Below are 26911 nucleotides of genomic sequence, written 5' to 3'. Positions count from 1 at the left end.
GTTGTCATTACAATCATTCTAGAAGTTGTATATTTGAGAGTTGCGACTCAAAATTATTGTTTATGCTTTTATACTAACGCTAATTTTGACTTTATAAAACCTAGTATTTTCATAAGGATAAGGTTGTATAAACCGTCGATTTCATTACCTAACTTAGCACGTTTTTTGCTGAAAAAGTATGCGTTGTTGTACTAAAGTCGGGTAAAAATTGTGAGAAAAATGAAACAGCTAAGTTAAGGCATTTTTATGTGGACAAGTGCTTAAATGGATGAAGCTTGGTCACATTTATGAGGCATAGTATGATATTGCGAACTTATTAATAACAAACAATACATGACTGATCAAACTCAATTAAATTGGAATAGAACGAATTTAGATAATATTGAAGCTGCTTGGGAAGGTGATCTTTGGGATCGTCAGCGTTTAGGTATTCAATTGACTAACTATGTTGATCGTCTGAATTGTGGTGCTGTGCTTGCTTTAGATGCACGTTGGGGAGAGGGGAAAACGTGGTTTGTAAGGCACTGGCAAAAGCATCTGGAAGATGAAAAGCATAACGTGATTTATCTCGATGCTTTTGCAAATGATTACTTAGACGATCCTTTCTTAACAATTGCCTCAAAGATAAGTCAAGCATTTAAGGATTCAGATGAAATTAGCTCGTTAGATGTTAAAGAGTTTAATTCAACAACGGCATCGGTATTAATTTCATTAGCCTCAATTTTGCCATTAATCGCAGCAAAAGCAGGATTACATTGGATTGGTCTTGGTGGTGCAGGAGAAGCGATTCAGGAGGTTTATAAAGAAGGTAAAGATTTTTATGATTCTGCCAATGAGGAAATTACAGCTAAAGTAAAAGAGCAAATTGAAAAGAAGATTGAAAATCACCAAGTTGAAAAAGAAACAGTTCGTGATTTTAAAGATGAACTTGCAAAACTTGCAGAAAAATTAGAGAAGCCTTTGGTTTTTATTATAGATGAGTTGGATCGTTGTCGCCCTGATTTTGCAATTCGCTTGATTGAAAGGATTAAACATTTTTTTGATATTCCGAAGATTGTCTTTATTTTAGTAATGAATAAACCGCAATTATTACAATCGATAAAGACTTATTATGGATATGATCCTGTACTAAGTGGTGATTATTTAGAGAAGTTTGTAGATTTTACAGTTCATTTATCAACAAATAGAGATGAGTATGATTTTGAAAGGGTGATAAGAAATCAATTGTTTAGAGTTGGAGAGTTAGAGTCGTTAGAACATACTAATGAATTTTTTGTTTGGGCATTAGGATTACAATTGGACAAAAAATTAAATAGTAGAGAGCTAACAAAAAAAATTAACAAATACGCATTGCTTAGAACTAGCGATACCAGTAAAAATTTAGTTTTGTTAAGTTTAATAATGGGGCAGGAGCCTTATGCTAACTATCATATTTATATCAATTCAGTTATCAAAAAAATAAATACTTATTTATGTCCTGATAAAGAAGATTTTATGAGGAAGCACAATTTGAGAACATTTGGAAATAGAGGTATTGAAGGTATAAGTGAATCTGAATGGTTTCAATTAATTTTGAACTATAACCTGAATATTAAGGATACATTTATAAATCAGTTGCTTACTGGCTACGAGAAGGCTAAAAGTAGTACGGAGCCAGAATTTCATTTAAGTTCAATTTTAAGAAAAGTATCTATTTACGAATTCGATCATTCCAATAATTTCATCAGTAATTGGCAATCTTATATAAGCAGGGGACTTTAGTTCATTAAGAATTAAAATAATCTAAAAGTTGATCAACATCATCCGTCTGCAACTGTTCACGTATCTTTAAAAACTGCTTTTCATCTAAATCATAAAGTTTGAGGGCAAGCAGTTTTTGAATATCTTCTTCAGGAAAGCGATATTTTATAATTTTTGCAGGTACACCACCCACGACTGCGTAGGGTGGAATATCTTTAGTAACCACAGCACCCGTCGCCACTACAGCCCCTTCGCCCAGAGTTACCCCTTGCATAATCATGGCACGACTGCCAATCCAGCAACCATCACCTATGATGGTATCTCCCGCAGGGACAAAACTACGGGTATCAAAGGGAAAAGCTGAAATCCAGTCAGTGCGATGTAGCTGGTTACCGCCCATCATAATCACGCATTCAGCCCCAAAGCAGACAAAGTTGCCAATAAGAAGTTGGTCAATTGGTTTTTCAGGCGTTGAAGGCTTGTCGTGTAAATAACGCACCACACAACGTTCAAAACCCTGATCCCAGTACGCTGAATAATATGAATAATTCCCTTTGATGTGAATATTCGGATTCTTTACGGTTTTCGCGATGAATTCAAATTCACACCAGTGTTTGACAGGGGAGTTAATCAAAGGTTCAGACATGACGAGCATCAGAAGAAATGGATCTGAGAATTATAGCGGATTGCGTCAAGATTCCCTATTCGATAACACATCTCGTGCACTAGATTAAAGTTGTGGATGATCAAGCTGGGTTAGCGAAGCAGATTCCAAAATAACTTGAACCTGTGTTGAATCGAATTGGGAAAAACAAAACCGAGCAGAGAGCAAAGCGTTGTTGTCATCAGGATAATCAGTACTGAGCTAGTACTACTGTTGATATAAAGTGACCATGTAATTGCTAGGATGATTCCTAAAAACAATCCAGCAATGGCAAAGTAGCCAGCTTGAATGATTCTGTTGTCCATGATTTGAGTCATTGTTTTAAATAGGTTTTTAACCCCATTCTATACAAAAAACCCCTCAATCGAGGGGTTTTTACAGCTGTAAATATCAGAAGATTTAGATATATTCAACTTTTACAATTTCGTATTCTACTTCACCATTTGGTGTTTGAATTTTTGCTTCGTCGCCTTCGTTTTTACCAAGTAGGCCACGTGCAATTGGAGAGTTCACAGAAATCTTGTTAATTTTGAAATCTGCTTCATCATCACCTACTATTTTATAGGTTTTTTGTTCTTCAGTATCCAAGTTTTCAATGGTAACTGTTACACCAAAAACAACGCGACCATTTTGCTCAAGTTCTTTTACATCAATCACTTGGCAGGCACCTAATTTGCCTTCAATATCCTGAATGCGACCTTCACAGAAACCTTGTTGTTCACGTGCTGCATGGTATTCAGCATTTTCTTTCAAATCGCCATGCTCACGCGCTTCAGCAATTGCTTGTGTAATGCGTGGACGTTCAACAGATTTAAGTTGCTGTAACTCTTTCTCTAAGGCGATTTTGCCTTCAGGAGTCATAGGATAACGTTGCATTGTTGTCCCTCGTGTTGGTATTAAAAAATACTGGTCAATAAAATAAAAAAAAGCCCGCCACCGATAAGGTGACGGGACTTATCGGAAACGAATTAACCTACTGTTTGTAAATCTTGCAAACGGTATACATCCATTGGTAATTGGATTCCAAATGCTTGGCAAACTGCTTCAGCACCGTTAATGGTGGTTGTGTAATACACTTTACCTTGTAACGCAGCACGACGGATCATTGCTGAGTCATACTGAGCACGTTTGCCCTCAGTGGTATTGACAATAAGGTGTATTTCACCATTTTTCAAGCGGTCTACAATGTGTGGACGGCCTTCGGTAACTTTATTTACACGTTCACACGCTAAACCTGCTTGGCTGAGTACGTCATGCGTACCACCAGTAGCCACAAGTTTGAAACCGTAAGAAACAAATTTTTTCGCAATATCAACGATGTGTTTTTTGTCAGATTCACGTACAGACAAGAATGCGTGTTTTACTTCGCCTTCTGTCGGTAAACCTGGTAAGCGTTCATTTGAACCTAGCACTGCTTTGTAGAATGCTTCACCAAATGTTTTACCTACACCCATCACTTCACCTGTAGATTTCATCTCAGGACCAAGCATTGGGTCAACGCCAGGGAATTTCGCGAATGGGAAGACAGCTTCTTTAACAGCAAAGTGAGTCGGAATAATCTCTTTCGTAAAACCTTGAGATTCTAATGACTGACCCGCCATACAACGTGCAGCAACTTTCGCTAAAGATTCGCCAATACATTTCGAAACGAAAGGCACGGTACGTGATGCACGTGGGTTCACTTCGAGTACATAAATGTCGTTGCCTTTCACCGCAAACTGAACGTTCATCAAACCAATTACGCCAAGCTCTTTGGCCATAGCCACAGTTTGACGACGCATTTCGTCTTGAACTTCTTGTGAAAGCGAGTAAGGAGGAATCGAACATGCAGAGTCACCAGAGTGAATACCCGCTTGTTCAATGTGCTGCATGATCCCGCCAATCACCACATTTTTACCGTCAGAGACACAGTCAACATCGACTTCAGTAGCATCATCAAGGAAGTGGTCAAGCAATACAGGCGCTTCGTTAGATGCTTGGACTGCTTCGCGAAGGTAGCGTTTAAGCTCATCTTCGTTGTAAACGATTTCCATCGCACGACCACCCAATACATAAGATGGACGAACAACCAGTGGGTAGCCCACTTTTGCCGCTTCAGAAATACCTTCTTCAGCAGACTTCACGATGCTGTTGTTTGGTTGACGTAATTGCAGACGTTGAATCATTTGTTGGAAACGTTCACGGTCTTCTGCACGGTCAATCGCATCTGGAGATGTACCGATAATTGGTGCACCAGCTTCTTCTAAAGCACGCGCCAATTTCAACGGAGTTTGACCGCCGTACTGAACGATAATGCCTTTAGGCTTTTCAGTACGAACGATTTCGAGTACATCTTCAAGCGTAATCGGTTCGAAGTACAAACGATCAGAAGTATCGTAGTCAGTTGACACTGTTTCAGGGTTACAGTTCACCATAATGGTTTCGTAACCGTCTTCACGCATAGCAAGTGCCGCGTGTACACAGCAATAGTCAAACTCGATCCCTTGACCAATACGGTTAGGACCACCACCGATGACCATGATCTTGTCTTTAGTTGAAGGGTTAGATTCACACTCTTCATCATAAGTTGAGTACATATAGGCTGTGTCAGATTCGAACTCAGCGGCACATGTATCTACACGTTTGTAAACTGGGGTTACACCCAAGTTCCAACGGTGCTTACGGAATTGCTTTTGTGAAATACCCATCAAGTCCGCAATGCGAAGGTCAGATAAACCTTTGCGTTTGAACGCGCGGATGTTTTCAGCTGTTAAATCACCAAAACCTAAAGTTTTGATTTCATTTTCAGTTTTGACGATGTCCTGAATTTGAATCAAGAACCATTTGTCGATTTTGGTCGCTTCAAACACGTCATCTAAAGTGAAGCCGTGACGGAACGCATCCGCAACGTACCAAATACGCTCAGGACCTGGAACGTTAAGTTCTTTTAAGATCTTATCTTTCGCGCCTTCAGCACCCACTTCGATTTTCTCATCGAATCCAGAAACGCCAACTTCTAGACCACGAAGTGCTTTGTTTACAGATTCTTGGAAGTTACGGCCAATCGCCATCACTTCGCCCACAGATTTCATCTGAGTTGTTAATACTGGCTCAGCTTGTGGGAATTTTTCGAAGTTGAAACGTGGAATCTTAGTCACAACATAGTCAATCGAAGGTTCGAATGACGCAGGAGTTGTACCGCCAGTGATGTCATTTTTCAATTCATCAAGGGTATAACCCACAGCAAGTTTCGCTGCAATTTTTGCAATTGGGAAACCAGTTGCTTTAGAGGCTAAAGCAGACGAACGAGATACACGTGGGTTCATCTCGATGATGACCATACGTCCATCTTTCGGGTTAATACCGAATTGAACGTTAGAACCACCCGTTTCAACACCAATTTCACGCAATACTGCTAAAGAGGCATTACGCATCAATTGGTATTCTTTGTCTGTCAATGTTTGCGCAGGAGCAACGGTGATTGAGTCACCAGTGTGTACGCCCATTGGGTCAAAGTTTTCAATCGCACAGACGATGATACAGTTGTCGTTTTTGTCACGAACAACTTCCATCTCATATTCTTTCCAACCAATTAGAGATTCATCAATCAATAATTGTTTAGTTGGAGAAAGATCGAAACCACGTTCACAGATTTCGATAAATTCTTCTTTGTTATATGCAATACCGCCACCTGAACCACCCATGGTGAATGAAGGACGGATAATCACAGGGAAGCCAAAGCGTGCTTGAATTTCTAAAGCTTGTTCCATTGACTCAGCAATGTCAGCTTTTGGACATTCAAGACCAATTTTACGCATCGCGATATCGAAAAGTTTACGGTCTTCCGCTTTTTCGATTGCTTCTTTGGTTGCACCAATCAATTCAACATTGAATTTTTCTAAAATGCCATGCTCATCAAGTGCAAGGGCACAGTTCAATGCAGTTTGACCACCCATTGTCGGAAGAACTGCATCTGGGCGTTCCTTCTCAATAATGGCAGCAACAGTTTGCCAAGTAATTGGCTCAATATACGTTGCATCCGCCATTGATGGGTCGGTCATAATGGTTGCTGGGTTAGAGTTCACCAAAATAACACGGTAGCCTTCTTCACGAAGGGCTTTACATGCTTGCGCACCTGAATAGTCAAACTCACAGGCTTGACCAATCACAATCGGACCAGCACCGATAATTAAGATGCTTTTAATATCCGTACGTTTAGGCATTATTTCGCTCCTTAATTACTTCTTAGATGCTTCAATAAGTTCGATGAAATGATCGAACAATGGGGCACAGTCATGTGGACCTGGGCTTGCTTCAGGGTGACCTTGGAAGCTAAACGCTGGCTTGTCTGTACGGTGAATCCCTTGTAGGGTACCGTCAAACAATGATTTATGCGTTGCTTTCATGTTTGCAGGTAAAGTTTCTGCTTCTACAGCAAAGCCGTGGTTCTGAGAAGTAATCATCACAGTCCCATCTTCAATGTTTTGCACAGGGTGGTTTGCACCGTGATGGCCATGAGGCATTTTCACAGTTTTTGCACCTGAAGCAAGAGCAAGAATTTGGTGACCTAAACAGATACCAAATACTGGTAAATCAGTGGTATCTACGATTGTTTTTACAGCTTCAATGGCATAGTCACACGCAGCAGGGTCACCAGGACCATTCGATAAGAACACGCCATCTGGATTCAGCGCGAGTACTTTTTCTGCTGGAGTTTGTGCAGGGACCACCGTCAATTTACAACCGCGGTCTGCGAGCATACGTAAGATGTTGGTTTTGACACCGTAGTCGTACGCTACAACATGGAATTTGTGTTCAGGTTGAGTAAAGCCTTGACCAAGAACCCATGAGCCTTCAGTCCATTCAAATCCTTCAGGATCACAACATTCTTTTGCAAGGTCTAAACCATTCAAGCCGCCGAATGCACGAGCTTTTGCCAAAGCCTCTTCTTCAGTAATATTTTCGCCAGCGAGAATACAACCATTTTGCGCACCTTTGGCACGTAAAATGCGGGTTAATTTACGGGTATCGATATCTGCAATCGCAACAACATTGTGCTCTACAAGGTATTCACCTAAAGATTGTTCTGCACGGAAGTTGCTATGCAATAAAGGAAGGTCACGGATAATTAAACCGTTGGCCCACACTTTATGAATACGGCCAGACTCTGCATCTTCAGAGTTACAACCGGTATTACCAATATGCGGATAAGTTAATGTCACAAGTTGTTGTGCATAACTTGGGTCGGTCAAAATTTCTTGATAGCCAGTCATGGCTGTGTTGAAAACGACTTCACCTGTCGTACTTCCCGTTGCACCGATAGACGTACCTTTAAAGATTGTACCGTCGGCAAGGGCTAAAATGGCGGGGATGCTCAAACCAAAGCTCCTGAACTAAAACCACAAAAATAGGGCTGTAAAAAAGCGAGTAGACGAAAAAAAAGGAAGGCTATAAAAAAACCTACCCTCCCTTGTGTCTGCTCGCTTGTAACTTAACAGCGCATTATACGCATCAACACCTGAAAAGTCCACGCCAAAACTCAACAATAAAATTATAAAAGGCTTGCTTTTTTCTGAAAGTTGTTTTGTTGAGCAAATTGTAAAATGTAAGTAATTAAGAATTGTCTGACAAATCAACGTCTAAAATTTATCCATCCAAGCTAAGCTGTAACCCTTCTTAGACATAACAATAGGTAGCCCATCATGACAGTAGAAAAAAAACCAACCGAAGCCGCTGATACCTTGAAAGAAGTTGTCACGGAAAGTTCAGAAAAGCTTGAGAAAGTAGCCAAGCAAGCGAAAAAGCAGGTAGCAGAAGCTGTTACAGAAGCTGAAGAAAAGGTCGCTGAAGAAGCAAAGCAACTGAATGCGACCGTGCAAGATCAAATTCGTCAGCTTAAAGAAGATGTAGTACAACGCATTGAAAGCCTTAAATCACAGTTAAATTTTTCGCAAAAAGACTTAACAGAACTTAAAGATTTTGTGAAAACTGAAGTTAATGCAGTGATTGAAGATCTAACAAAATTTGGTAAGGAACTGAAAGATGATGTCAGTCAAATTTCAGTGAAACATAAAGACCAGTTAACCGAAACGTTTAAACGCTCTAAAGAACATACCCTTGAAGCATGGAACAAAGTTGCCAGTAAGGAAGCGTCTTCAAACTAACTTGTAAGAGAAGTCGTCAGCAAAAAATACGTCACCGTGCTGTGCTAAACGGTGACGTATTTTTTAGAACTGGTGTAACCAGTCGCGCTTATTGTGAAAATCTGCCTGAGGGCTGCTATGTTGCATGGCATAAAACTGTTCGCCTTGGGAGGTTTTCAAGACAGCAGTTAAACCAACAAACAAGTCAGACCATTTTAATTTGTGCTGTAGCATAAATTCAGTGAAATCGAGACTAATATTCAAGCCATAATGTGTGCGTTTCAGCTGATTCAGCTCAATATCGTACGCTGCAAGTGGTGGCATATCTTCAGGGTAGCGATACTCTTCAAATTGATAGGCTTGCCAAGCTTGCGACGGAGACAGGTTAATTTCACGATAAAAGTCTTCGTGTTTAACCCCAACAAAAATTTCAAAACAGGTTTCTTCCCAGAGAAAATCCTGACGCGGGTGAGCTGCAACCAAGTTCGGCCATTCAATCCATTGATTTGGATCTCGAATCCAAAAACCAACATTTAAGTTAAATGGGCTGACTTGTTCAATCGCACCCACCACAGAAATTGCCTGAAAGCGTCGGTCAAAAGCGCTCAGTTCGTAGCTAGCCATAAAGAAAGATTACTTCGATAAATGCGCGTGACGAACAAGATTAGAAAGTTTTGGATTCTGTTGTTTGGCTTTTTTGTACAGCAATGCAATTTTACCAATGGTCTGTACAACTTCAGCACCAGTGACTTCTGCAATTTCTGCAATCACTGCAACGCGGGCTTCACGGTCTTCACCAGCGATTTTAATTTTAATCAGCTCGTGGTCGTGTAATGCACGGTTAGTTTCCTCAACGACATTTTCAGTTAAACCTTGACCACCAATCATCACAACTGGATTAAGTGCATGACCAATTTGACGTAAACGCTTGCGTTCCTGAATAGATAAAGCCGCCATGAAAGATAACCTAATTTTAAAAACGACCTAGTATAGCAAAGTTGAGTAGAAGCGGTTGAAATAATCGATCTGGTTAATTGAAAAAATCAGGCGGAATGAGTCGAATTAGATACAGATGTATACTGCAAGCACTTGGTTTTTCACGTACAATAAAAAATTAGAAGTTTTTATATACACAGAGAGTTATGGCAACACGCATTACCAATCAAAAATTATCCAAAAGTAGTCGTGCGTGGATGAGAGAACATCTAGATGATCCTTTTGTGAAAAAAGCGCAGAAAGAGGGTTATCGAGCGCGTGCTGCTTACAAGCTATTGGAAATTCAAGAAAAATATAAAATTATTAAGCCCGGTATGACCGTGGTCGATTTGGGTGCTGCTCCAGGGAGCTGGTCGCAAATCGCAGGAAAGCTGGTCGGTGACAAAGGTTTAGTTATCGCATCAGATATTTTAGAAATGGATGCATTGCCTGATGTGACTTTTTTACAAGGTGACTTCCGTGAGGAAGAAGTCTTCGAAAAATTGTTAAATATTTTAAATGGTCGGGTTGTAGATGTTGTAATTTCAGATATGGCCCCCAATACATCAGGTAATAAAGCTGTAGATCAACCTCGCCAAATCTACCTTTGTGAACTTGCACTCGACTTTGCCAATAAGGTTTTAGGACCGAATGGGCAGTTTGTGGTGAAGGTTTTCCAAGGCACAGGATTTGATGAATTCCGTAAACAAGTGGTCGATAGTTTTGATGTGTTGAAGACGGCAAAGCCAGCTGCATCTCGTGCACGTTCAAAAGAGGTTTTTTTGATCGGGCAGGGCCGTAAGAAAGCTTTAAAGTAAAGTTTACTTGCCAACGCGTTAAAAATTGTGCATTTTGTACTTTTTTACATTATTGAACAGCTGGGTTTACAGCTTACATTATTAAGGTCACCCATCCTTGGGCATGATCAAATTAGATTGATATGGGAATAAAGCTTTGAGCGATCTCTTCAAGAATGCCGTGTTGTGGCTCATTATACTGGGTGTGCTGATTCTGATTTTCAGCAACATCAGTGACCGAGATAAGCCGACTGCAATGAACTATTCAGAGTTCGTTACTGCGGTGAATGCTGGTCAAATTAAGCAAGTCACAATTGATGGTGAAAGAATTAGTGGCACTAAATCAAATGGATCTGAGTTCGAAAGTATCCGTCCTGCGGTGCAAGATCCTGAATTGATGCCGAGCCTGATTAAAAACAATGTTGTCGTTGAAGGTACTGCACCACAACGTCAAGGATTGTTGATGCAACTTCTCATTGCAAGCTTCCCTGTACTTTTAATCATTTTGTTATTCATGTTCTTTATGCGCAACATGGGTGGCGGAGCAGGTGGTAAAAACGGTCCAATGAGTTTTGGTAAGTCAAAGGCGAAAATGCTTTCTGAAGACCAAATTAAAGTTACATTTACCGATGTTGCGGGCTGTGATGAAGCGAAACAAGAAGTCGTTGAAATTGTGGACTTCTTGAAAGATCCTGCGAAGTTTAAACGTCTTGGTGCAACGATTCCGAAAGGCGTCTTGATGGTCGGGCCTCCAGGTACAGGTAAAACTTTACTGGCAAAGGCAATTGCAGGTGAAGCTAAGGTTCCTTTCTTCAGTATTTCAGGTTCTGATTTCGTAGAGATGTTTGTTGGTGTCGGTGCATCTCGTGTACGTGATATGTTCGAACAAGCCAAACGCCATGCACCATGTATCATTTTCATTGATGAGATTGATGCAGTTGGTCGTCACCGTGGTTCGGGTACGGGTGGCGGTCATGATGAGCGCGAACAGACCTTGAACCAGATGTTGGTTGAAATGGACGGTTTTGAGGGTAATGAAGGTATTATCGTTATTGCTGCAACTAACCGTGCCGATGTACTGGATAAAGCTTTACTTCGTCCGGGACGTTTTGACCGTCAAGTGATGGTGGGTCTGCCAGACATTAAAGGTCGTGAGCAAATCCTCAATGTACATTTGAAGAAATTGCCTTCAGTAACAGGTGTGGATCTGAAAGTCCTTGCGCGTGGTACGCCTGGTTTCTCGGGTGCTCAATTAGCAAACTTAGTCAATGAGGCTGCACTTTTTGCAGCGCGCCGTAACAAAAATACGGTGGATATGCATGACTTTGAAGATGCGAAAGATAAAATCTACATGGGACCAGAACGTAAATCGATGGTGCTTCGTGAAGAAGAGCGTCGTGCTACGGCATACCATGAAGCAGGTCATGCGATTGTTGCGGAAATTCTACCGGGTACCGATCCTGTGCATAAAGTTACAATTATGCCGCGTGGTTGGGCATTGGGTGTGACTTGGCAGTTGCCTGAACAAGACCAGATTAGTCACTATAAGGACAAGATGTTGAATGAACTTTCAATCTTGTTTGGTGGTCGTATCGCGGAAGAGATCTTTATTAATCAACAATCCACTGGTGCTTCGAACGACTTCGAGCGTGCAACTAAAATGGCACGTGCGATGGTCACCAAATATGGTATGTCGGACAAAATGGGTGTGATGGTTTATGAAGATGAAAACCAAAATGGTTTCTTTGGTAATGTCGGTAGCCGTACCATTTCTGAAGCAACACAACAAAAAGTGGACGAAGAAGTCCGTCGTATTCTAGATGAGCAGTACCGTGTTGCACGTGAGGTCTTGGAAAATAATAAAGACATCGCTCATGCCATGGTAAAAGCCTTGATGGAATGGGAAACCATTGATCGTGATCAGATTCGTGACATTATGGAAGGGCGTGAACCACAACCACCAAAAGTGTATGTGGCTGAAAATCCTGTGATTGATGTAACGCCAACTAATGGTCCATCAACACCACCTCCATTACCTGCAAGTTAAGCTGAATTTAAAGAGAGCCTCAATATGAGGCTCTTTTTTTTGTTTAAGGGATTGGAAAAATCAAATGAACTGAAAAGTTTTCAGCCCGCTTTTACCTTGAGTTGCTACACTAGCGAGGATTGTTTCAGGAGTACTTTTATGCAGCTCATGCCTTTACCACAGCGGATTCTAACCTGTGGTCGTTACAGTTTAGATTTATCCAAACCGCATGTGATGGGGATTTTAAATGTGACCCCGGACTCATTTAGTGATGGTGGTTTGCATAATTCAAAAGAAGCTGCTGTTACGCGTGCTTTACAGATGATCGCTGAGGGAGCGACGGTGATTGATGTAGGTGGTGAGTCTACACGTCCCGGGGCATCTGCCGTTGAGATTGAAGAAGAAATCCGTCGCGTGATTCCTGTGGTTGAAGCCTTGTCGCAATATGATGTCATTATTTCCATCGACACGTCACAGCCGGAAGTGATTCGGGCTGCGGTACAAGCTGGGGCGCATATTTGGAATGATGTTCGTGCACTAACCCGTCCGCATGCACTGACAACGGCTGCTGAATTGAATATTCCAATTATTATTATGCATATGCGTGGTGAACCCACCACGATGAATAATCTGGATCAATATCATAATGTGACGCATGATGTGATGGCTGAATTGCAACTGAGAGTGAATGATGCGCTTGCTGCAGGTGTTCGGGCCGAAAATATTATGATTGATCCTGGCTTTGGTTTCGCAAAGAATGCTAAGCAGAATTTAAAGCTATTGAATGAGTTTTGGAAACTGAGTGCTTTGGGCTATCCGATTCTATCGGCTTTATCACGTAAGCGTTTTATTGGTGAAGCATTAGGGGGGGCAGAAGCAGCCCAGCGTGCAGTGGGTTCTGTTGCTGCGCATTTACTGAGTATTCAGCAAGGGGCAAGTATGGTACGTGTCCATGACGTCAAAGCCATGTCCGATGCCATTAAAGTCTGGCAGGCTATGCATGCGCCTGAGACCTTTTGAAACTTGCATAAGTCTGCACTGGCGAGGTGAGGCAATTTAGCTAGCTGTTCAGGGATGAAGCGACTGCATAAGTTACGCTGCAAGGCGACTCAAAATTAGAAAGCATCTTGAAAACTAGGATAAAGCATGAAGTTAACAATAAAACATACTGTCCCGACCTTGGCTTCTCTGCTATTGGCTGCATGTGGACAAGTTCCACCTCAGCAAATGGCAATGAGCCGAGCTGCAATCGTCGGTCTGGCAATGCCTGCCCCCACATCGATGTCAGCGGCTTATGAAAATAGAACACAGCTGATTGAAAATACAGAAAACTATCAGAAAATTGACACCAATCCTGTGCACAGTGTCACGGAACAGCCTATTTCTACCTTTGGTATTGATGTTGATACCGGTAGTTATAGCAATGTCAGGCGTTTTCTGACCCAAGCGAGCCAACTGCCGCCAGTAGATGCGGTAAGGGTTGAAGAAATGCTGAATTATTTTAGCTATCACTATCCTAATCCAACAGGGCAGCATCCATTTTCGGTGAATACTGAAGTGGTGAATTCGCCGTGGCAGCCGAATGCGAAAATTATCAGAATTGGGATTAAAGCCAAAGACTTGGAACTAAAACAGTTGCCGCCAGCAAATTTGGTCTTTTTGGTCGATGTTTCGGGCAGTATGGATGCTGAAAATAAACTCCCTTTGGTCAAGAAAACTTTGACCTTGTTGACCGAACAGTTGCGTTCACAAGATAAAGTGACCATTGTGACTTATGCCAGTGGTGAAGACTTGGCTTTGGCAGCCACAGGTGGTGCAGAAAAAGATAAAATTTTAAGCGTGATTCATCGCTTGAAGGCTGGTGGTGCAACCTCAGGGGAGCGCGCGATTCAATTGGCTTATGAGCAAGCACAAAAGTCCTATATTCAAGGTGCAACCGTATTCTGATTGCAACCGATGGAGATTTTAATGTTGGCATCACCGACTTTGAAACATTAAAAGGCCTGATCGCAGAAAAGCGAAAATCGGGGATCTCTTTTTCCACCTTCGGCTTTGGCACAGGAAATTATGATGAGCAGTTGATGGAACAATTGGCGGATGCAGGAGATGGTAACTATAGTTATATCGACAATGAACGTGAAGCCAAAAAGGTATTACAGCGACAATTGAGTTCAACATTGGCAACGGTTGCACAAGATGTCAAAATTCAAGTTGAATTTAATCCTGCGACAGTCAAAGAGTATCGGTTATTGGGCTATGAAAATCGTGTGTTGAACACCGAAGATTTTAACAATGATCGCGTAGATGCCGGGGATATTGGTGCAGGGCATAGCGTTACTGCCTTATATGAAATTATTCCTGTCGGGCAAAAAGGTTGGCTCAATGATTCACGTTATCAGCCTAAACCTGTAGGCACATTGAATCATCAGCAAGAATATGCTTATGTGAATGTTCGCTATAAGCAGCCCCAGCACAGTCAAAGTCTATTGCTGAGTCAAGCTGTGCCAGCACAAAGCCTATCACTCGCTCAGGCATCTACAGATACGCGTTTCGCAATTGCGGTTGCAGCTTATGCCCAGCAATTACGCGGTGGACAATATAATGCCCAGATGCAATGGGATGACATCTTGAAATTAGCACAAAGTGCGGCCCAACCAGATGAATTTGGTTTACGTGCAGAATTTGTTGATTTGGTCAAAACAGCGAAAAGTCTGAGTGCTAAGCCAGTTCAACCATAATTGAGGCTTTGTAGAATATGCTTAGATTTAAATGGGTTATTGCTGCATAGCCCATTTTAGATTTGGTATTTTAAAATCTTTATGCTATACAGGCTCGCGTTTATTAGTAGTTTTGAGTTGCTGTATGTTTGCAGATTTACTTCTCCCCATGTTTGATGATGACTATTACCCAGATGTATTGGTGGCTGAAGTCCAGCAATACATTGTACAATTTGCGAAAAAGGTGGCAAAACTTAAAGATGGCTCAGCAGATATTTACCGTTTAGCCAATGAGGCAGTCTTAGCAATTAATGAGATGAAACCACAATTTGAAGATTTGGATTCGTCTTTAGATGATACTGCTGCAGATTATATTGCTGAAGCGATGATGATGGTGGTGCAGGAACACGGTCATTTTGATGTCGAAATGGAAGAGCTGATTGCAAATCGAGAGTGGTAACACTCTCTTTTTTTTATTTATTTTAGGCATAAAAAAACCAGCTTTCGCTGGATTTTTATTGCACCATTTTAATTAGTATAAAATGGTGCCCGGGGCCGGACTCGAACCGGCACGCTTTGAGGGCGGGGGATTTTAAATCCCCTGTGTCTACCTATTTCACCACCCGGGCATGTGCGCAATAATAGAGGAGGAAATTATTCTTTGCAAGACTATTTGCTTATATTTGCTTATATTTGCTTATATTTGCTTTATTTTCATTCAATTCATAGGTTTATGGTTAAAAAATCATAGTTTATACAGAGCGTGGCATATATCTTGTCATCATATGTTCATACAATTGAGATCATCATTAAATATTGTTGTCTTATTTTTTAACTCACGTTAGAAGTGGATTAAAAAAATGACAAATACCTTAACGCGCCGTGAACTTATTCAAAAAACATTCGCAGGTTTGGGTGCGCTTTCTTTACCAATTTCACTGACCGCTTGCGGGGATGATGACAATTCATCTTCAGGAGTGAGTGTGGCATTTGTGCATGGTGTTGCCAGTGGTGATCCTTTGCAGGATCGAGTGATTTTATGGACACGAGTGACCCCGAATGATCTGCAGGCGCGTTTGGATATTGTTTGGGAAGTGGCGTTAGATCAAGAATTTACCCAAATTATTTTAACGGGAAAAGTACAAACCAGTTTGGCACAAGATTTTACGGTCAAAGTCGATGCAATCGGTTTGCAAGCGCAGCAGCGTTACTATTATCGTTTTCGCTTCGGACAAATCAGTTCTCCGATTGGTCAAACCAAAACCTTGCCTTTAAATGCTAAGGCGGTGAAATTTGCCGTTTGCTCATGCTCGAATTACCCAGCGGGATATTTTTATGTATACCGTGAAATGGCCAAACAAGATGTGGATGTGGTCCTGCATTTAGGTGACTATATTTATGAGTATGGTCAAGACGGTTACGCAACAGAAGACGCTGAGAAATTAGGGCGGATGCTAGCAGTTGAGAATAGTCAGGAAATCATCACGCTAGATGATTATCGTCAGCGCTATGCGCTGTATCGTAGCGATGCAGATTTGCAAAGTGTGCATCAGCGTCATCCTTTTATTGTGATTTGGGATGATCATGAGTTGGCGAATGATACTTGGCTTGAAGGTGCAGAAAACCATACGGAAGCAACGACACAGGCGCAAAATGAAGGCAAGTTCTCTGAGCGTAAACTGGCCGCTTTACAAGCTTATTTTGAATGGATGCCGATTCGACCAGTGACCGAAGATGATCACCTACATATTTACCGACAGTTTAATTTTGGCTCTTTGGTACAGTTGACTATGTTGGACACGCGCATTATTGCACGCGATCAGCAGTTGGATTATGCCAATTATATGACGGCACAAGGCTTAAACACTGTACAATTTCAGGCCGATCTTGTTGCTCAAGACCGAACGTTATTGGGATATGAACAACGCGATTGGTTATTGCAAAAATTAATACAAAGCCAAGCCACTTGGAATGTGCTGGGACAGCAGATTCTCATGTCGAAAATGTTGATTCCTGCCGAGCTGTTGTTGTCATTAGCTGCGATAAGCAGTGGAGCAGTAACGGCTGAAACTTTAACGAATATGCATGCTCAAATTACACAGTTGGTGCAAATTAAGCTGCGAATGCAAGCAGGTGATCCTAGTCTCACAGAATTAGAAAAGGCGAGGGTCACTACATTGGCACCGTATAATTTGGATGCATGGGATGGTTATTATTATGAGCGAGAAGTGCTTTATTCAACCCTTAAAGCGCTGAATAAGAAAGTCGTAGTTTTGGCTGGTGATACGCATAATGCATGGTATTCAGAGCTGTATACGCAGGATCAAGCCTTTGTTGGAGTTGAGCTGGCAACCAGTTCGGTTTCTTCACCGGGTTTGGAAAAATACCTTAATATTCCTTTGGAGCAGTTACAGCAATTTGAAAATGCATTTAAGCTCTTAATTGATGAATTGTCTTATTGTAATTTAAATCAGCGTGGCTTTTTGGTGGTGAGTTTCACTGAGCAAGAGATGCAGTCTGACTGGATTTTTGTTAATACGATTAAAGAAAAAACCTATGTGGTCGATCAAGCGCGCAGTTATCGCTTGTTATTCAACTCACAATTGCAGCCATTGGAAGTATTGCCGCAATCAGCATGAATCATGGCATTAAAAAAACTGGGGAAAGCTCAGTTTTTTTAATGCTTGAAGTTAGATTACATTAGGCTATCTAAATAATTTTCTAAATCTTGATATTTATGCGTTTGACATAACTGTTGTTCCATGTGCATGGATTTTAAATGTAATGTTTGAAAATGCTGAAGTTTTTTTAGTCTTTGTTGGTATTTTGGCGTATTTTTAGTAGAAAACTTTAAAATGATTTTTAGTTTAAGTGTTTGTTTATATGTCCAAAAATTAAAACGACGCAATTCTTGTAGATAATACAGTCCAACATGGGTCGCACTATTGCGGAATAGATTTTCTTTATAAAATTTGACGAAGCCAAATCCCATAGCGAAGAAAAATAATACAATTTGTAGAAAAGTACTTTCAATAAACGCAATATTAAGTGCTTGTAAAATAATTAAAACCGCAATTTTAATTGGCGCATGCTGTTGTTGCTCATAGCAGGAGCTGGAACTATGTTTCATTTGTTTGAGTACGAACGGAACATACAGCATATACAGCAGCATAAAACCTAATACAGCAATACCATGGGCTTGAAAGTGGCTAAAGTGAGGAAAGTGCTGTTCAATTAAAGCACCTAAGCTCAAAGATAAGGATACAAAAATCATAATGGCTAAAATCCAAGGAATAAATTCTTTGATTTCATCCATTAAGCCTTTGGTTTTGAGCATGCCATAAAAGACAAAATTACGCTTAAATGCAGAAGGATATTGAATTTGCAATGGCTTTAAAAAGAGTGCTGCCTGCTTATCACTGACCATAAAAATTAGTACTTAAGAGTTGCCACATTATAAATCAAAAAAACAATTCTGCGTCAAACTTGATTAAAACCAACCAATTTAGTAGAAAAATTTTACCATTTAGTTAAATCGTGACACCACCTGACCACTTAATAGCATATTTTACAAAAACTGTGATCAGTTGGAGGGTTTTATGAGAATTATCGCAGGACCATTACATTATCCGCATATTAATAATGCACAAAAAAGAATGATTTTAGGGTTTATCCGTAAGGAATTAAGAACGCAAAAATTCCATCATTTTTATTATTCTTTGATCCATTTGGAGCAATATAAAGCGCGATTAAGCGTTAAATAGAGAAGGCGTCATTTATAAAATATTTTTAAAATATATTTTCATTTATGGCTAAATACGGTATTGATAAATGAAAGAGAGACAAAGTACGGATAATCTGTACTGATTAAATGTGTTGTATCTATAACTTTATAATAATGAATTGGTTTTGAGGGTGTTGCTATGGAGCGTAAAACTGCTCCGCACGAGCGATTGGCCGAACGTTTGGCAAGCATTTTGACTAAGCTGAATAATGGTCAAAAATTAAATGCCAAGACATTGGCGCAAGAATTTTCAGTCAGCCCACGGACAATTGTGCGTGATTTTGATCGTTTAAGTATTCATTTACCGTTGATACATGATCCGGTGTCAAAGCAATATTATCTGAAACAGCACGATCTAAGTCGCATTAGACCACAGGACGTACAGAATTTTGCAGAACTGTCAGGTATTGGTGAATTATTTCCGAGTTTAGAACCTCCTTTTTTAAAGGAATTGCTGGGAGATAATGCGCAAAAAATCTATATGGCGAAAGGTTATAGTTTCGAAGATTCAACTCAGTTTATTGCCTTGTTTGAATGCTTTTCTAAAGCAATTCAAGCACAGCGTGAAGTCGAATTTTATTATCGTCAAGAATATCGTCTGGTACAGCCTTATCGTTTAATTCATCATTTTGGCAGTTGGTATTTGGCCGCTGTACATGATAATAAACTTAAAGCTTTTCGTTTAGGGCGGATTCAATTGCGCAGTCAAAGCGCTGAGCTGGCTGTTTTTAAGCATAAGCCTGAAATTTTGCAACAGCTTGAGCAGGAGCAGAGTATTTGGTTTGGTGAAGAAACACAGGTGGTGCATTTATTGGTAGATGCTGAGGCGGCTTCATTTTTTAAATTTAAAAAACAATTTCCTCAACAAACCATTTTAAAAGAAATGGAAAATGGCGATTTATATTTGTCTATCTCTATTACCCATCCAATGCAATTGCTACCTTTTGTTCGCTATTGGATTCCTTATGTGCAGATTTTGGCACCAGAGCATTTAAAGCAGAAATTTTTCTTAGAACTGAAATCATATATGCAGCAACAACCCGATCATTCCTATATCGGTAACCAGTATATTTTGTAATTTTATGGATGCATCGCTAGCTATTTTTCAAATTTTGCTTGATCCACTGTGCTGTGATTGAGCAATTTTCTGAATTTTAGACATAAAAAAACCAGCTTTCGCTGGATTCTTTATTACACCATTTTAACTGCTTTAAAATGGTGCCCGGGGCCGGACTCGAACCGGCACGCTTTGAGGGCGGGGGATTTTAAATCCCCTGTGTCTACCTATTTCACCACCCGGGCGTTTTAACAAGATTGGAGGCGGAGGTCGGAATCGAACCGGCGTACACGGAGTTGCAGTCCGCTGCATGACCACTCTGCCACCCCGCCATGTCTTGTTGATGCACATATTAGCAACCTTTAAAAAAATTACAATACTTTAAATGGCGCATATGCACATAAAACCATCATATAGAATAAAATTGCCTAAATAATCATGTATGATTTGCAAAATTGATTCATATCTACCTTGGAGATGTGCTGTGGCATTAATTTTAGATGGTCGTGCGTTGGCAAAACAAATCGAAACTGACTTGTTAACACGTGTTGAAGCGTTGAAAGCAAAATCAGGTCGTACCCCAATTTTGGCAACGATTTTAGTCGGTGACGATGGTGCATCAGCGACTTATGTACGTATGAAGGGTAATGCCTGCCGTCGCGTCGGTATGGATTCATTAAAAGTTGAGTTGCCTAAGGAAACTACAACTGAACAATTGTTGGCTGAAATTGAAAAATTAAATGCCAATCCGGATGTTCACGGTATTTTGTTACAGCATCCAGTGCCTGAGCAAATTGATGAGCGTGCTTGCTTTGATGCCATTTCTTTAGAAAAAGATGTCGATGGTGTGACATGCCTAGGTTTTGGTCGTATGGCGATGGGTGAAGCAGCCTACGGTTCAGCAACTCCAGCAGGGATTATGACCATCCTGAAAGAAAACAACATTGAAATTACAGGTAAGCATGCCGTAGTGGTGGGTCGTTCTGCCATTTTAGGTAAACCAATGGCTGCAATGTTATTGGAAGCAAATGCAACGGTAACGATTTGCCATTCACGCACTCAAAACCTTTCTGAGTTTGTTAAACAAGCCGACATTATTGTAGGTGCGGTAGGGAAAGCTGAGCTGATTCAAAAAGACTGGATTAAGCCAGGTGCTGTTGTGGTTGATGCTGGCTTCCATCCACGTGATGGTGGTGGTGTTGGTGATATTCAATTGGTGGGTATCGAAGAAATTGCATCTGCATATACGCCTGTACCAGGTGGTGTAGGTCCAATGACCATCACAACATTAATTCGTCAAACTGTTGAAGCGGCTGAGAAAGCTTTAGGCTAATACTTTAAGTATGCTTCTAAAAAGCTGTATAGGTAATACTATGCAGCTTTTTTTATGGGAAGAATTTAGACAAGGAATTTGGGCCTGATCGAAAAAACATCCATTAATGCTGTTTGAAGTATTTTCATGGTTTTGTTTATGATGATTACTACTTTGCAGTCACGAAATGCTGCATTATGATCGCCATATCTGTTGCTTCTAGCGATACCAGTGTCAGTATATTTGGTGTTTCAATGCGAATAGGTCGGTCTGAACGATGCTTATCTTGCATAGTGTTAAAGGTTTATAAATTCAATGAGCTGTACTTCTCAAATGATCAATGCCCCAACTCATTTATTGGATGCCTTGCATGAAGTTATTCCTCAAGCTGAGTTGGTGGCACAGCAACTTCCGGAAACACCAATTTCACTGTGGTTAATTCCTCCTGTATTTCCTACTGACCGTTTGGATGATGAGGTGATTCGCCGAATATGGAATGAAACACCGTATTGGATCTTTTGCTGGGCTTCGGGGTTGGCAATGGCACAGTGGCTATTGGCAGAGCCACAGCATGTAAAAGACAAAGTCGTGTTGGATTTTGGTGCGGGTTCAGGCGTGGTCGCGATTGCTGCGAAAATGGCCGGTGCGAAACGTGTGATTTGTTGTGATATCGATAAGGTGAGTTTAGAGTCGTGTAAGGAAAATGCGATTTTGAATCAGGTTGAACTCGAATATTTGGATGATTTGTATCAATCAGAGCAAGTTGATGTATTGTTAGCAGCTGATGTCTTATATGATCAATGTAACCGTTTTTTCTTAGATGAATTCTTAAAGTTTGCCCCCGAAGTTTGGGTCGCAGACAGTCGAGTGAAAAATTTTAGTCATGCAAAATATATGAAAATTGATGAGCGCAGTGCAACGACATGGCCTGATCTGGATGAAGCAAAAGAGTTTCGTAATGTGAGTTTTTATAAGACGCTATAATGGCTATAGCGCCTTATGCTCAAACTTAAGAGCAAGTATAGCGTACGATACGTAAGGTGCTTGGACGCGCCTCTAGAGCTTGACGTGTGGCATAGTCTTCGCTGCTATGCAGGTCTGGGGTATTGCTTAGCCCAATAGAGGTACGCGAGTTGCCGATTTGACGACCATAGCTATCTGAAGGAGCAGCAGCAGGATTAGCGATCTCGTTGATACTTAAAATTTGCAGTGTATAAGTCTTATTGCTCCCTAATACTTTTTGGCACGCACGTTGTAGTTTTTTTTCATCCAAATCTTGATTTTGACGACCAGCCAGCGAATAGGCGAGGGTTGCTGAGTTTGTGGTCTGGCTTTCTACACGGTAACCCACTTGACCATTATATTGCTGAGGCGTGCTTTGGCAGGCTGCTAGTCCAAAAGCGATAAAACTGAGCCCTAAAAATTGAACTGTTTTTTTCATGTCGAAAGTCCGTATTTTATTCTTGGGCACAGTATGCCATAAGCCAATTGAAATAACGATGGACTACATACAAAACGCTGCTGCTTTCCATAAGATGGTCTGCTGAACGGTCTTTATTTGATTTAACCTGCGTTCTAAGCACCATAGTATTGGCTTCGTTTGAAGGGGAGAGCGTTGGAACGGAAAAATTTGAAAGCTGTGGTAAGTCTGATTTTTTAAATTATTGTATATTAAGAAAAAATAAAAAAATCTAGGTTTGAACAAGGGAGCTTTATCTCTCGCTAGATTAGAGATGGGGGGGAATTATAGTGAAAATTCATCAATCAAGTAATGGTTTGCAGCAAGGAATGTTGTGACCAGTCACGTGATTGGTTGATCAAATGCGGATGGGGTTTGGTGTAAGTGTTTGACAACTGGTTAGACAATATTCCCATCATGCTGGATGTTTTCTGCTAGGATTTAAGAAAGAATTTAAAAACACAATAAAAGTTGCTTGAAAGCACATAAAAGAGGAGCCTGAACATGGATCAACATCATATGTATGACCTTGTAGTCATTGGTGGCGGTATCAATGGGGCGGGCATTGCAGCAGATGCTGCGGGTCGGGGATTATCAGTTTTATTATGTGAAAAAGATGATTTGGCTAGCCACACATCTTCAGCAAGTAGCAAATTAATTCATGGTGGTTTGCGCTATTTGGAACATAAAGAATTTCGTTTAGTGCGAGAGGCTTTGGCCGAACGTGAAGTCCTGATGGCAAAAGCCCCGCATTTAATTCGTGCCATGCGCTTTATTATGCCGCACCGTCCGCATTTACGTCCTGCGTGGCTTATTCGTACTGGCTTATTCTTTTATGATCATCTAGGTAAGCGAGAAAAACTGGCTGCGTCTGCAGTTGTGGATTTTGATACAGCTAGCAGCGTGTTTAAACCTGAAATTGTTAAAGGTTTTGAATATTCAGATTGTGCTGTTGATGATGCACGTTTGGTGATTGCCAATATTATGCAGGCACATGAACATGGTGCAACAATACAAACCCATACGCGTTGTTTGGGGGCAGAGGTAGATGATCAGGGATGGATGGTACAACTACAAAATAAGCAAAGCACTTATACGGTTCGTGCCAAAGTGCTGGTGAATGCGGCTGGCCCATGGGTGACACAGTTTATTCAACAGAATTTGAAGCAAAAAGCTGCTTATAACATTCGTTTGATTCAGGGCAGTCATATTATTGTGCCGAAGATCTATGCGGGGGAAAAAGCCTTTATTCTACAAAATGATGATCAACGCATCGTTTTTGCTATCCCTTATTTAGATCAGTACACCCTAATTGGTACAACTGATCAGCGGTATATGGGCAATCCTGATCAAGTTGAAATTACGGACAGTGAAATTGATTATTTGTTGCATGTCATGAATCTGCACTTTAAGCAGCAGCTGAGTCGAGCGGATATTGTGAGTACTTACTCGGGTGTACGACCATTATGTGATGATGAGTCAGATAACCCATCGGCCATGACCCGAGATTACACTTTGGTATTGTCGCGGCAACAACAGGCTCCCTTGCTTTCTGTATATGGCGGAAAATTGACGACTTATCGTAAATTGGCTGAGTCTGCCATGCATCAACTTAAGCCATTCTTCCATAAGTTGAAGCCAGATTGGACTGCAAAAGCATTATTGCCGGGCGCTGAAAACTTTTTTGATGCAGAAGCTTTAAAGCATGAACTACAACACGCTGTTGCGGAACTGCCTGAGTCACTGGCAGAACGCTGGGTACACACTTATGGTTCTCGTACTTGGAATATGTTGGCCGGATGCACAAGTTTGTTCGCTTTAGGGCAAAATTTTGGTTGTGATCTTTATCGGCAGGAAGTGGATTATTTGGTCGCACATGAATGGGCGATGAGCAGTGAGGATATTTTAAAACGACGCACCAAGCTGTATTTGAAATTCGACCAAGATCAGATCGCTCAATTGGATAAATATTTAGTGGAATTACATAAGCGACGCGCGCAGGAAAAGGCAGCGTAGTTGAAAATGGAAATGATGAAATTAAAAAAGGTCGCATATGCGACCTTTTTTTAATTTTTATGACTTAAGCAGATTGCTTAACAGCTGCTTTAACCGCAGCTAAAAGTTCATTTTGACGAGCTTTAAGTGCTGCTGGTAAGCGATCACCTAATTGATTAAACAATTCAGTGTGGCTTTCAATTTCTTTGATCCATTGATCTTTATCTTGAGAAGTTACAAGATCAAACTGTTCTTTGGTAAAGTCTGAACCAGTCCAGTTTAACTGTTCGTAAGTTGGGACTAAGCCAATTGGTGTTTCAACCGCACTTGCACGACCTTCACAACGATCAATGATCCACTCAAGCACACGCATGTTTTGACCGAAACCAGGCCATACGAAGTTGCCTTCAGCATCACGACGGAACCAGTTTACATTGTAGATGCCAGGAAGTTTGTTGCCTGCAGCTTTTGCTTTTGCTTCAACTTCTTCACCAAGCTCTAACCAGTGAGAGAAGTAGTCTGCCATGTTGTAGCCAGCAAACGGAAGCATCGCAAATGGGTCACGACGAACGATACCTTGTTGACCAACAGCAGCAGCAGTTGTTTCAGAACCCATAGTTGCCGCTTTGTACACGCCATCAACCCAGTCAAATGCTTCTGAGATTAAAGGCACAGTGTCTGCACGACGACCACCGAAGATGAATGCTGAAATTGGAACACCTGCTGGATTTTCCCAGTCAGCGTCAATCGAAGGACATTGACCCGCAGCAACTGTGAAGCGCGCATTTGGATGAGCCGCTTTTTCAGCACCAGTATGTGGTTGACCTTTCCAGTTAGTCAGGTTTGCAGGCGCTTCTTTAGAAAGACCTTCCCACCAAACTTCGCCATTATCTGTGACTGCAACGTTGGTGTAGATCACGTCTTTATGCAGCGTTGCCATACAGTTCGGGTTAGTTTTGGTATTGGTACCAGGAGCAACACCGAAGAAACCAGCTTCAGGGTTAATTGCATATAAGCGACCATCTTCACCTGGTTTAATCCAAGCAATATCGTCACCTACAGTTTCAATTTTCCAGCCTTCGTAGCCTGCTGGTGGAATGAGCATTGCAAAGTTGGTTTTACCACAAGCAGATGGGAATGCCGCTGCGATGTAGTGTTTTTCACCTTGAGGATTCGTTACACCAAGGATCAGCATGTGTTCAGCTAACCAACCTTGTTCACGGCCCATTGCAGATGCAATACGGAGTGCTAAGCATTTTTTACCCAATAATGCGTTGCCGCCGTAGCCAGAACCATATGACCAAATTTCACGAGTTTCTGGATAATGTACGATGTATTTTTCAGGGTTGCATGGCCATGCAACGTCTTTTTGACCTTCTGCAAGCGGAGCACCAACAGTGTGTACGCAAGGGATGTATTCACCATCCGTACCAAGAACGTCATAAACGGCTTTACCCATACGTGCCATTTTAGACATGCTTACTGCAACGTAAGGAGAGTCTGTTAATTCAATACCGATGTGTGCAATGTGGCTGCCCAAAGGACCCATAGAGAAAGGAACAACGTACATTGTACGACCTTGCATAGCACCGTCAAATAAACCATTTAAACGAGCGCGCATTTCTGCAGGAGCTTCCCAGTTGTTTGTCGCACCAGCATCTTCTTCTTTTTCAGAACAGATATATGTACGACCTTCAACACGAGCAACGTCAGAAGGGTCAGAATTTGCAAGATAAGAACCAGGGTGTTTTTCTTGGTTTAAAGCTTGCATAGTGCCGTTAGCGATCATCAAGTCGATAAGACGTTGATATTCTTCTTCGCTACCGTCACACCATTCAATCTTTGCTGGTTTGGTTAATTTCGCAATTTCTTCAACCCATGCAATAAGCTTAGGGTGACGAACGAATTCTGGTGCGTTCACTTGGGTCATGGTGAGGCCTATCTTAAAAGTGTACAAATTTTGCACAAAGTACAATCTAAGTAATCAGGTTACCTAGATGAAAGTAAAAAAAAGTGGCAGTATTAAAGCACAAAACGATGAAAAAAATAAGACACCCCTATGTGCTTGTAGATATTGGAAATTTGTATTGGACTTTATTTTTTATTTTTAAAAACAATAGTTTGTGTTTTTATTTTGATGAGTTTGCTTTTATTTATTTTGTTTATGAGTGTCATTTATTTTAGTTATATCCTTTATTTACAATAACTTATGATGTTGTTTTTTGTGGGAATTATTATTGATTAAATAAATGGTGGTAATTTG

At 41.0% G+C, this 26911-nt stretch carries 21 protein-coding genes, 3 tRNA genes and 1 pseudogene; 13 read left to right on the top strand and 12 right to left on the bottom strand.

Annotated elements, in window-relative coordinates; all coding sequences use genetic code 11:
- Nucleotides 1-333: 333 nt before the first annotated feature.
- Entirely contained in the window at nucleotides 334-1761 is a 1428-nt protein-coding gene (locus ACX17N_RS02160; protein WP_458890932.1) for a KAP family P-loop NTPase fold protein, read from the top strand.
- A gap of 4 nt (nucleotides 1762-1765) precedes the next feature.
- On the opposite strand, the gene ACX17N_RS02155 is transcribed toward ACX17N_RS02160, so the two are convergent.
- The 4 genes from ACX17N_RS02155 to carA all read right to left on the bottom strand — a co-directional run bounded on the left by ACX17N_RS02155 (nucleotide 1766) and on the right by carA (nucleotide 7761).
- On the bottom strand, nucleotides 1766-2386 hold the full coding sequence (locus tag ACX17N_RS02155; protein WP_458890931.1) for a CatB-related O-acetyltransferase: 621 nt from the start codon (nucleotides 2384-2386) through the stop codon (nucleotides 1766-1768).
- A gap of 417 nt (nucleotides 2387-2803) precedes the next feature.
- Nucleotides 2804-3280 (bottom strand): transcription elongation factor GreA, encoded by a 477-nt coding sequence (gene greA / locus ACX17N_RS02150; protein WP_458890930.1) that lies wholly within the window; start codon nucleotides 3278-3280, stop codon nucleotides 2804-2806.
- 92 nt (nucleotides 3281-3372) lie between these two features.
- Nucleotides 3373-6606: a carbamoyl-phosphate synthase large subunit gene (gene carB, locus ACX17N_RS02145; protein ID WP_458890929.1), complete on the bottom strand. Its 3234-nt coding sequence runs from the start codon at nucleotides 6604-6606 to the stop codon at nucleotides 3373-3375.
- Nucleotides 6607-6621: 15 nt separating this feature from the next.
- Nucleotides 6622-7761 carry a glutamine-hydrolyzing carbamoyl-phosphate synthase small subunit gene (gene carA, locus ACX17N_RS02140; RefSeq protein ID WP_458890928.1) on the bottom strand — a complete coding sequence of 380 codons (1140 nt, stop codon included), beginning with the start codon at nucleotides 7759-7761 and terminating at the stop codon, nucleotides 6622-6624.
- 324 nt (nucleotides 7762-8085) lie between these two features.
- Here carA and ACX17N_RS02135 point away from each other — a divergent pair, with 324 nt between their 5' ends.
- Complete coding sequence (locus ACX17N_RS02135) at nucleotides 8086-8547, top strand: hypothetical protein (RefSeq protein WP_458890927.1); 462 nt, start codon at nucleotides 8086-8088, stop codon at nucleotides 8545-8547.
- A gap of 63 nt (nucleotides 8548-8610) precedes the next feature.
- Here ACX17N_RS02135 and ACX17N_RS02130 read toward each other — a convergent pair whose 3' ends face one another.
- Entirely contained in the window at nucleotides 8611-9150 is a 540-nt protein-coding gene (locus ACX17N_RS02130) for a DOMON-like domain-containing protein (protein WP_458890926.1), read from the bottom strand.
- Between the two features lie 9 nt (nucleotides 9151-9159).
- Complete coding sequence (yhbY, locus tag ACX17N_RS02125; protein WP_458890925.1) at nucleotides 9160-9483, bottom strand: ribosome assembly RNA-binding protein YhbY; 324 nt, start codon at nucleotides 9481-9483, stop codon at nucleotides 9160-9162.
- Nucleotides 9484-9668: 185 nt separating this feature from the next.
- On the opposite strand from yhbY, the gene rlmE reads away from it, so the two are divergent.
- The 5 genes and pseudogenes from rlmE (at nucleotide 9669) to ACX17N_RS02100 (ending at nucleotide 15501) form a co-directional block, all read left to right on the top strand.
- Nucleotides 9669-10319, top strand: a complete 651-nt coding sequence (rlmE, locus tag ACX17N_RS02120; protein WP_458890924.1) for a 23S rRNA (uridine(2552)-2'-O)-methyltransferase RlmE — start codon at nucleotides 9669-9671, stop codon at nucleotides 10317-10319.
- Nucleotides 10320-10455: 136 nt separating this feature from the next.
- On the top strand, nucleotides 10456-12345 hold the full coding sequence (gene ftsH, locus ACX17N_RS02115; protein ID WP_458890923.1) for an ATP-dependent zinc metalloprotease FtsH: 1890 nt from the start codon (nucleotides 10456-10458) through the stop codon (nucleotides 12343-12345).
- Between the two features lie 138 nt (nucleotides 12346-12483).
- Nucleotides 12484-13344: a dihydropteroate synthase gene (gene folP / locus ACX17N_RS02110; RefSeq protein WP_458890922.1), complete on the top strand. Its 861-nt coding sequence runs from the start codon at nucleotides 12484-12486 to the stop codon at nucleotides 13342-13344.
- A gap of 126 nt (nucleotides 13345-13470) precedes the next feature.
- Nucleotides 13471-15062: pseudogene (locus tag ACX17N_RS02105) on the top strand (vWA domain-containing protein).
- Nucleotides 15063-15186: 124 nt separating this feature from the next.
- Nucleotides 15187-15501, top strand: coding sequence for a DUF5713 family protein (locus ACX17N_RS02100; protein WP_458890921.1), 315 nt, complete (start codon nucleotides 15187-15189; stop codon nucleotides 15499-15501).
- Between the two features lie 83 nt (nucleotides 15502-15584).
- Here the strand turns inward: ACX17N_RS02100 and ACX17N_RS02095 are convergent.
- Nucleotides 15585-15670, bottom strand: a tRNA-Leu gene (locus ACX17N_RS02095).
- A 231-nt stretch (nucleotides 15671-15901) separates the two neighbouring features.
- On the opposite strand from ACX17N_RS02095, the gene ACX17N_RS02090 reads away from it, so the two are divergent.
- Nucleotides 15902-17680, top strand: a complete 1779-nt coding sequence (locus ACX17N_RS02090; protein WP_458890920.1) for an alkaline phosphatase D family protein — start codon at nucleotides 15902-15904, stop codon at nucleotides 17678-17680.
- Nucleotides 17681-17736: 56 nt separating this feature from the next.
- Here the strand turns inward: ACX17N_RS02090 and ACX17N_RS02085 are convergent, their stop codons facing one another.
- Nucleotides 17737-18468 (bottom strand): hypothetical protein, encoded by a 732-nt coding sequence (locus tag ACX17N_RS02085; protein ID WP_458890919.1) that lies wholly within the window; start codon nucleotides 18466-18468, stop codon nucleotides 17737-17739.
- Nucleotides 18469-18640: 172 nt separating this feature from the next.
- On the opposite strand from ACX17N_RS02085, the gene ACX17N_RS02080 reads away from it, so the two are divergent.
- On the top strand, nucleotides 18641-18805 hold the full coding sequence (locus ACX17N_RS02080) for a hypothetical protein (RefSeq protein ID WP_458890918.1): 165 nt from the start codon (nucleotides 18641-18643) through the stop codon (nucleotides 18803-18805).
- A 159-nt stretch (nucleotides 18806-18964) separates the two neighbouring features.
- On the top strand, nucleotides 18965-19903 hold the full coding sequence (locus tag ACX17N_RS02075; protein WP_458890917.1) for a helix-turn-helix transcriptional regulator: 939 nt from the start codon (nucleotides 18965-18967) through the stop codon (nucleotides 19901-19903).
- Between the two features lie 138 nt (nucleotides 19904-20041).
- Here the strand turns inward: ACX17N_RS02075 and ACX17N_RS02070 are convergent.
- Nucleotides 20042-20127: transfer RNA gene (locus ACX17N_RS02070), tRNA-Leu, on the bottom strand.
- 13 nt (nucleotides 20128-20140) lie between these two features.
- Nucleotides 20141-20214, bottom strand: a tRNA-Cys gene (locus ACX17N_RS02065).
- A 152-nt stretch (nucleotides 20215-20366) separates the two neighbouring features.
- Between ACX17N_RS02065 and folD the strand changes: the two genes are divergently transcribed.
- Both folD and ACX17N_RS02055 read left to right on the top strand, forming a co-directional pair.
- On the top strand, nucleotides 20367-21215 hold the full coding sequence (folD, locus tag ACX17N_RS02060; protein ID WP_458890916.1) for a bifunctional methylenetetrahydrofolate dehydrogenase/methenyltetrahydrofolate cyclohydrolase FolD: 849 nt from the start codon (nucleotides 20367-20369) through the stop codon (nucleotides 21213-21215).
- A 294-nt stretch (nucleotides 21216-21509) separates the two neighbouring features.
- Complete coding sequence (locus ACX17N_RS02055) at nucleotides 21510-22178, top strand: class I SAM-dependent methyltransferase (protein WP_458890915.1); 669 nt, start codon at nucleotides 21510-21512, stop codon at nucleotides 22176-22178.
- A gap of 25 nt (nucleotides 22179-22203) precedes the next feature.
- Here ACX17N_RS02055 and ACX17N_RS02050 read toward each other — a convergent pair whose 3' ends face one another.
- On the bottom strand, nucleotides 22204-22635 hold the full coding sequence (locus ACX17N_RS02050; protein ID WP_458890914.1) for a hypothetical protein: 432 nt from the start codon (nucleotides 22633-22635) through the stop codon (nucleotides 22204-22206).
- Between the two features lie 522 nt (nucleotides 22636-23157).
- Between ACX17N_RS02050 and glpD the strand changes: the two genes are divergently transcribed.
- The gene (glpD, locus tag ACX17N_RS02045) at nucleotides 23158-24669 is read left to right on the top strand and encodes a glycerol-3-phosphate dehydrogenase (RefSeq protein ID WP_458890913.1); all 1512 of its coding nucleotides are present in this window, start codon (nucleotides 23158-23160) and stop codon (nucleotides 24667-24669) included.
- Between the two features lie 64 nt (nucleotides 24670-24733).
- On the opposite strand, the gene ACX17N_RS02040 is transcribed toward glpD, so the two are convergent.
- Complete coding sequence (locus tag ACX17N_RS02040; protein ID WP_458890912.1) at nucleotides 24734-26578, bottom strand: phosphoenolpyruvate carboxykinase (GTP); 1845 nt, start codon at nucleotides 26576-26578, stop codon at nucleotides 24734-24736.
- Nucleotides 26579-26911: the final 333 nt, after the last annotated feature.

This window comes from Acinetobacter sp. GXMZU3951 (assembly GCF_054457875.1).
Note: the sequence above shows the minus strand (reverse complement) of the source record. Positions and strands in the feature narration are given on the sequence as shown.

Excerpts from the sequence above, each read along its gene's own strand:
- ACX17N_RS02160 (WP_458890932.1), top strand. The coding sequence starts at position 334 with ATGACTGATCAAACTCAATTAAATTGGAATAGAACGAATTTAGATAAT.
- ACX17N_RS02155 (WP_458890931.1), bottom strand. The coding sequence starts at position 2,386 with ATGTCTGAACCTTTGATTAACTCCCCTGTCAAACACTGGTGTGAATTT.
- greA (WP_458890930.1), bottom strand. The coding sequence starts at position 3,280 with ATGCAACGTTATCCTATGACTCCTGAAGGCAAAATCGCCTTAGAGAAA.
- carB (WP_458890929.1), bottom strand. The coding sequence starts at position 6,606 with ATGCCTAAACGTACGGATATTAAAAGCATCTTAATTATCGGTGCTGGT.
- ACX17N_RS02135 (WP_458890927.1), top strand. The coding sequence starts at position 8,086 with ATGACAGTAGAAAAAAAACCAACCGAAGCCGCTGATACCTTGAAAGAA.
- ACX17N_RS02130 (WP_458890926.1), bottom strand. The coding sequence starts at position 9,150 with ATGGCTAGCTACGAACTGAGCGCTTTTGACCGACGCTTTCAGGCAATT.
- yhbY (WP_458890925.1), bottom strand. The coding sequence starts at position 9,483 with ATGGCGGCTTTATCTATTCAGGAACGCAAGCGTTTACGTCAAATTGGT.
- rlmE (WP_458890924.1), top strand. The coding sequence starts at position 9,669 with ATGGCAACACGCATTACCAATCAAAAATTATCCAAAAGTAGTCGTGCG.
- folP (WP_458890922.1), top strand. The coding sequence starts at position 12,484 with ATGCAGCTCATGCCTTTACCACAGCGGATTCTAACCTGTGGTCGTTAC.
- ACX17N_RS02100 (WP_458890921.1), top strand. The coding sequence starts at position 15,187 with ATGTTTGCAGATTTACTTCTCCCCATGTTTGATGATGACTATTACCCA.
- ACX17N_RS02090 (WP_458890920.1), top strand. The coding sequence starts at position 15,902 with ATGACAAATACCTTAACGCGCCGTGAACTTATTCAAAAAACATTCGCA.
- ACX17N_RS02085 (WP_458890919.1), bottom strand. The coding sequence starts at position 18,468 with ATGGTCAGTGATAAGCAGGCAGCACTCTTTTTAAAGCCATTGCAAATT.
- ACX17N_RS02080 (WP_458890918.1), top strand. The coding sequence starts at position 18,641 with ATGAGAATTATCGCAGGACCATTACATTATCCGCATATTAATAATGCA.
- ACX17N_RS02075 (WP_458890917.1), top strand. The coding sequence starts at position 18,965 with ATGGAGCGTAAAACTGCTCCGCACGAGCGATTGGCCGAACGTTTGGCA.
- ACX17N_RS02055 (WP_458890915.1), top strand. The coding sequence starts at position 21,510 with ATGAGCTGTACTTCTCAAATGATCAATGCCCCAACTCATTTATTGGAT.
- ACX17N_RS02050 (WP_458890914.1), bottom strand. The coding sequence starts at position 22,635 with ATGAAAAAAACAGTTCAATTTTTAGGGCTCAGTTTTATCGCTTTTGGA.
- glpD (WP_458890913.1), top strand. The coding sequence starts at position 23,158 with ATGGATCAACATCATATGTATGACCTTGTAGTCATTGGTGGCGGTATC.
- ACX17N_RS02040 (WP_458890912.1), bottom strand. The coding sequence starts at position 26,578 with ATGACCCAAGTGAACGCACCAGAATTCGTTCGTCACCCTAAGCTTATT.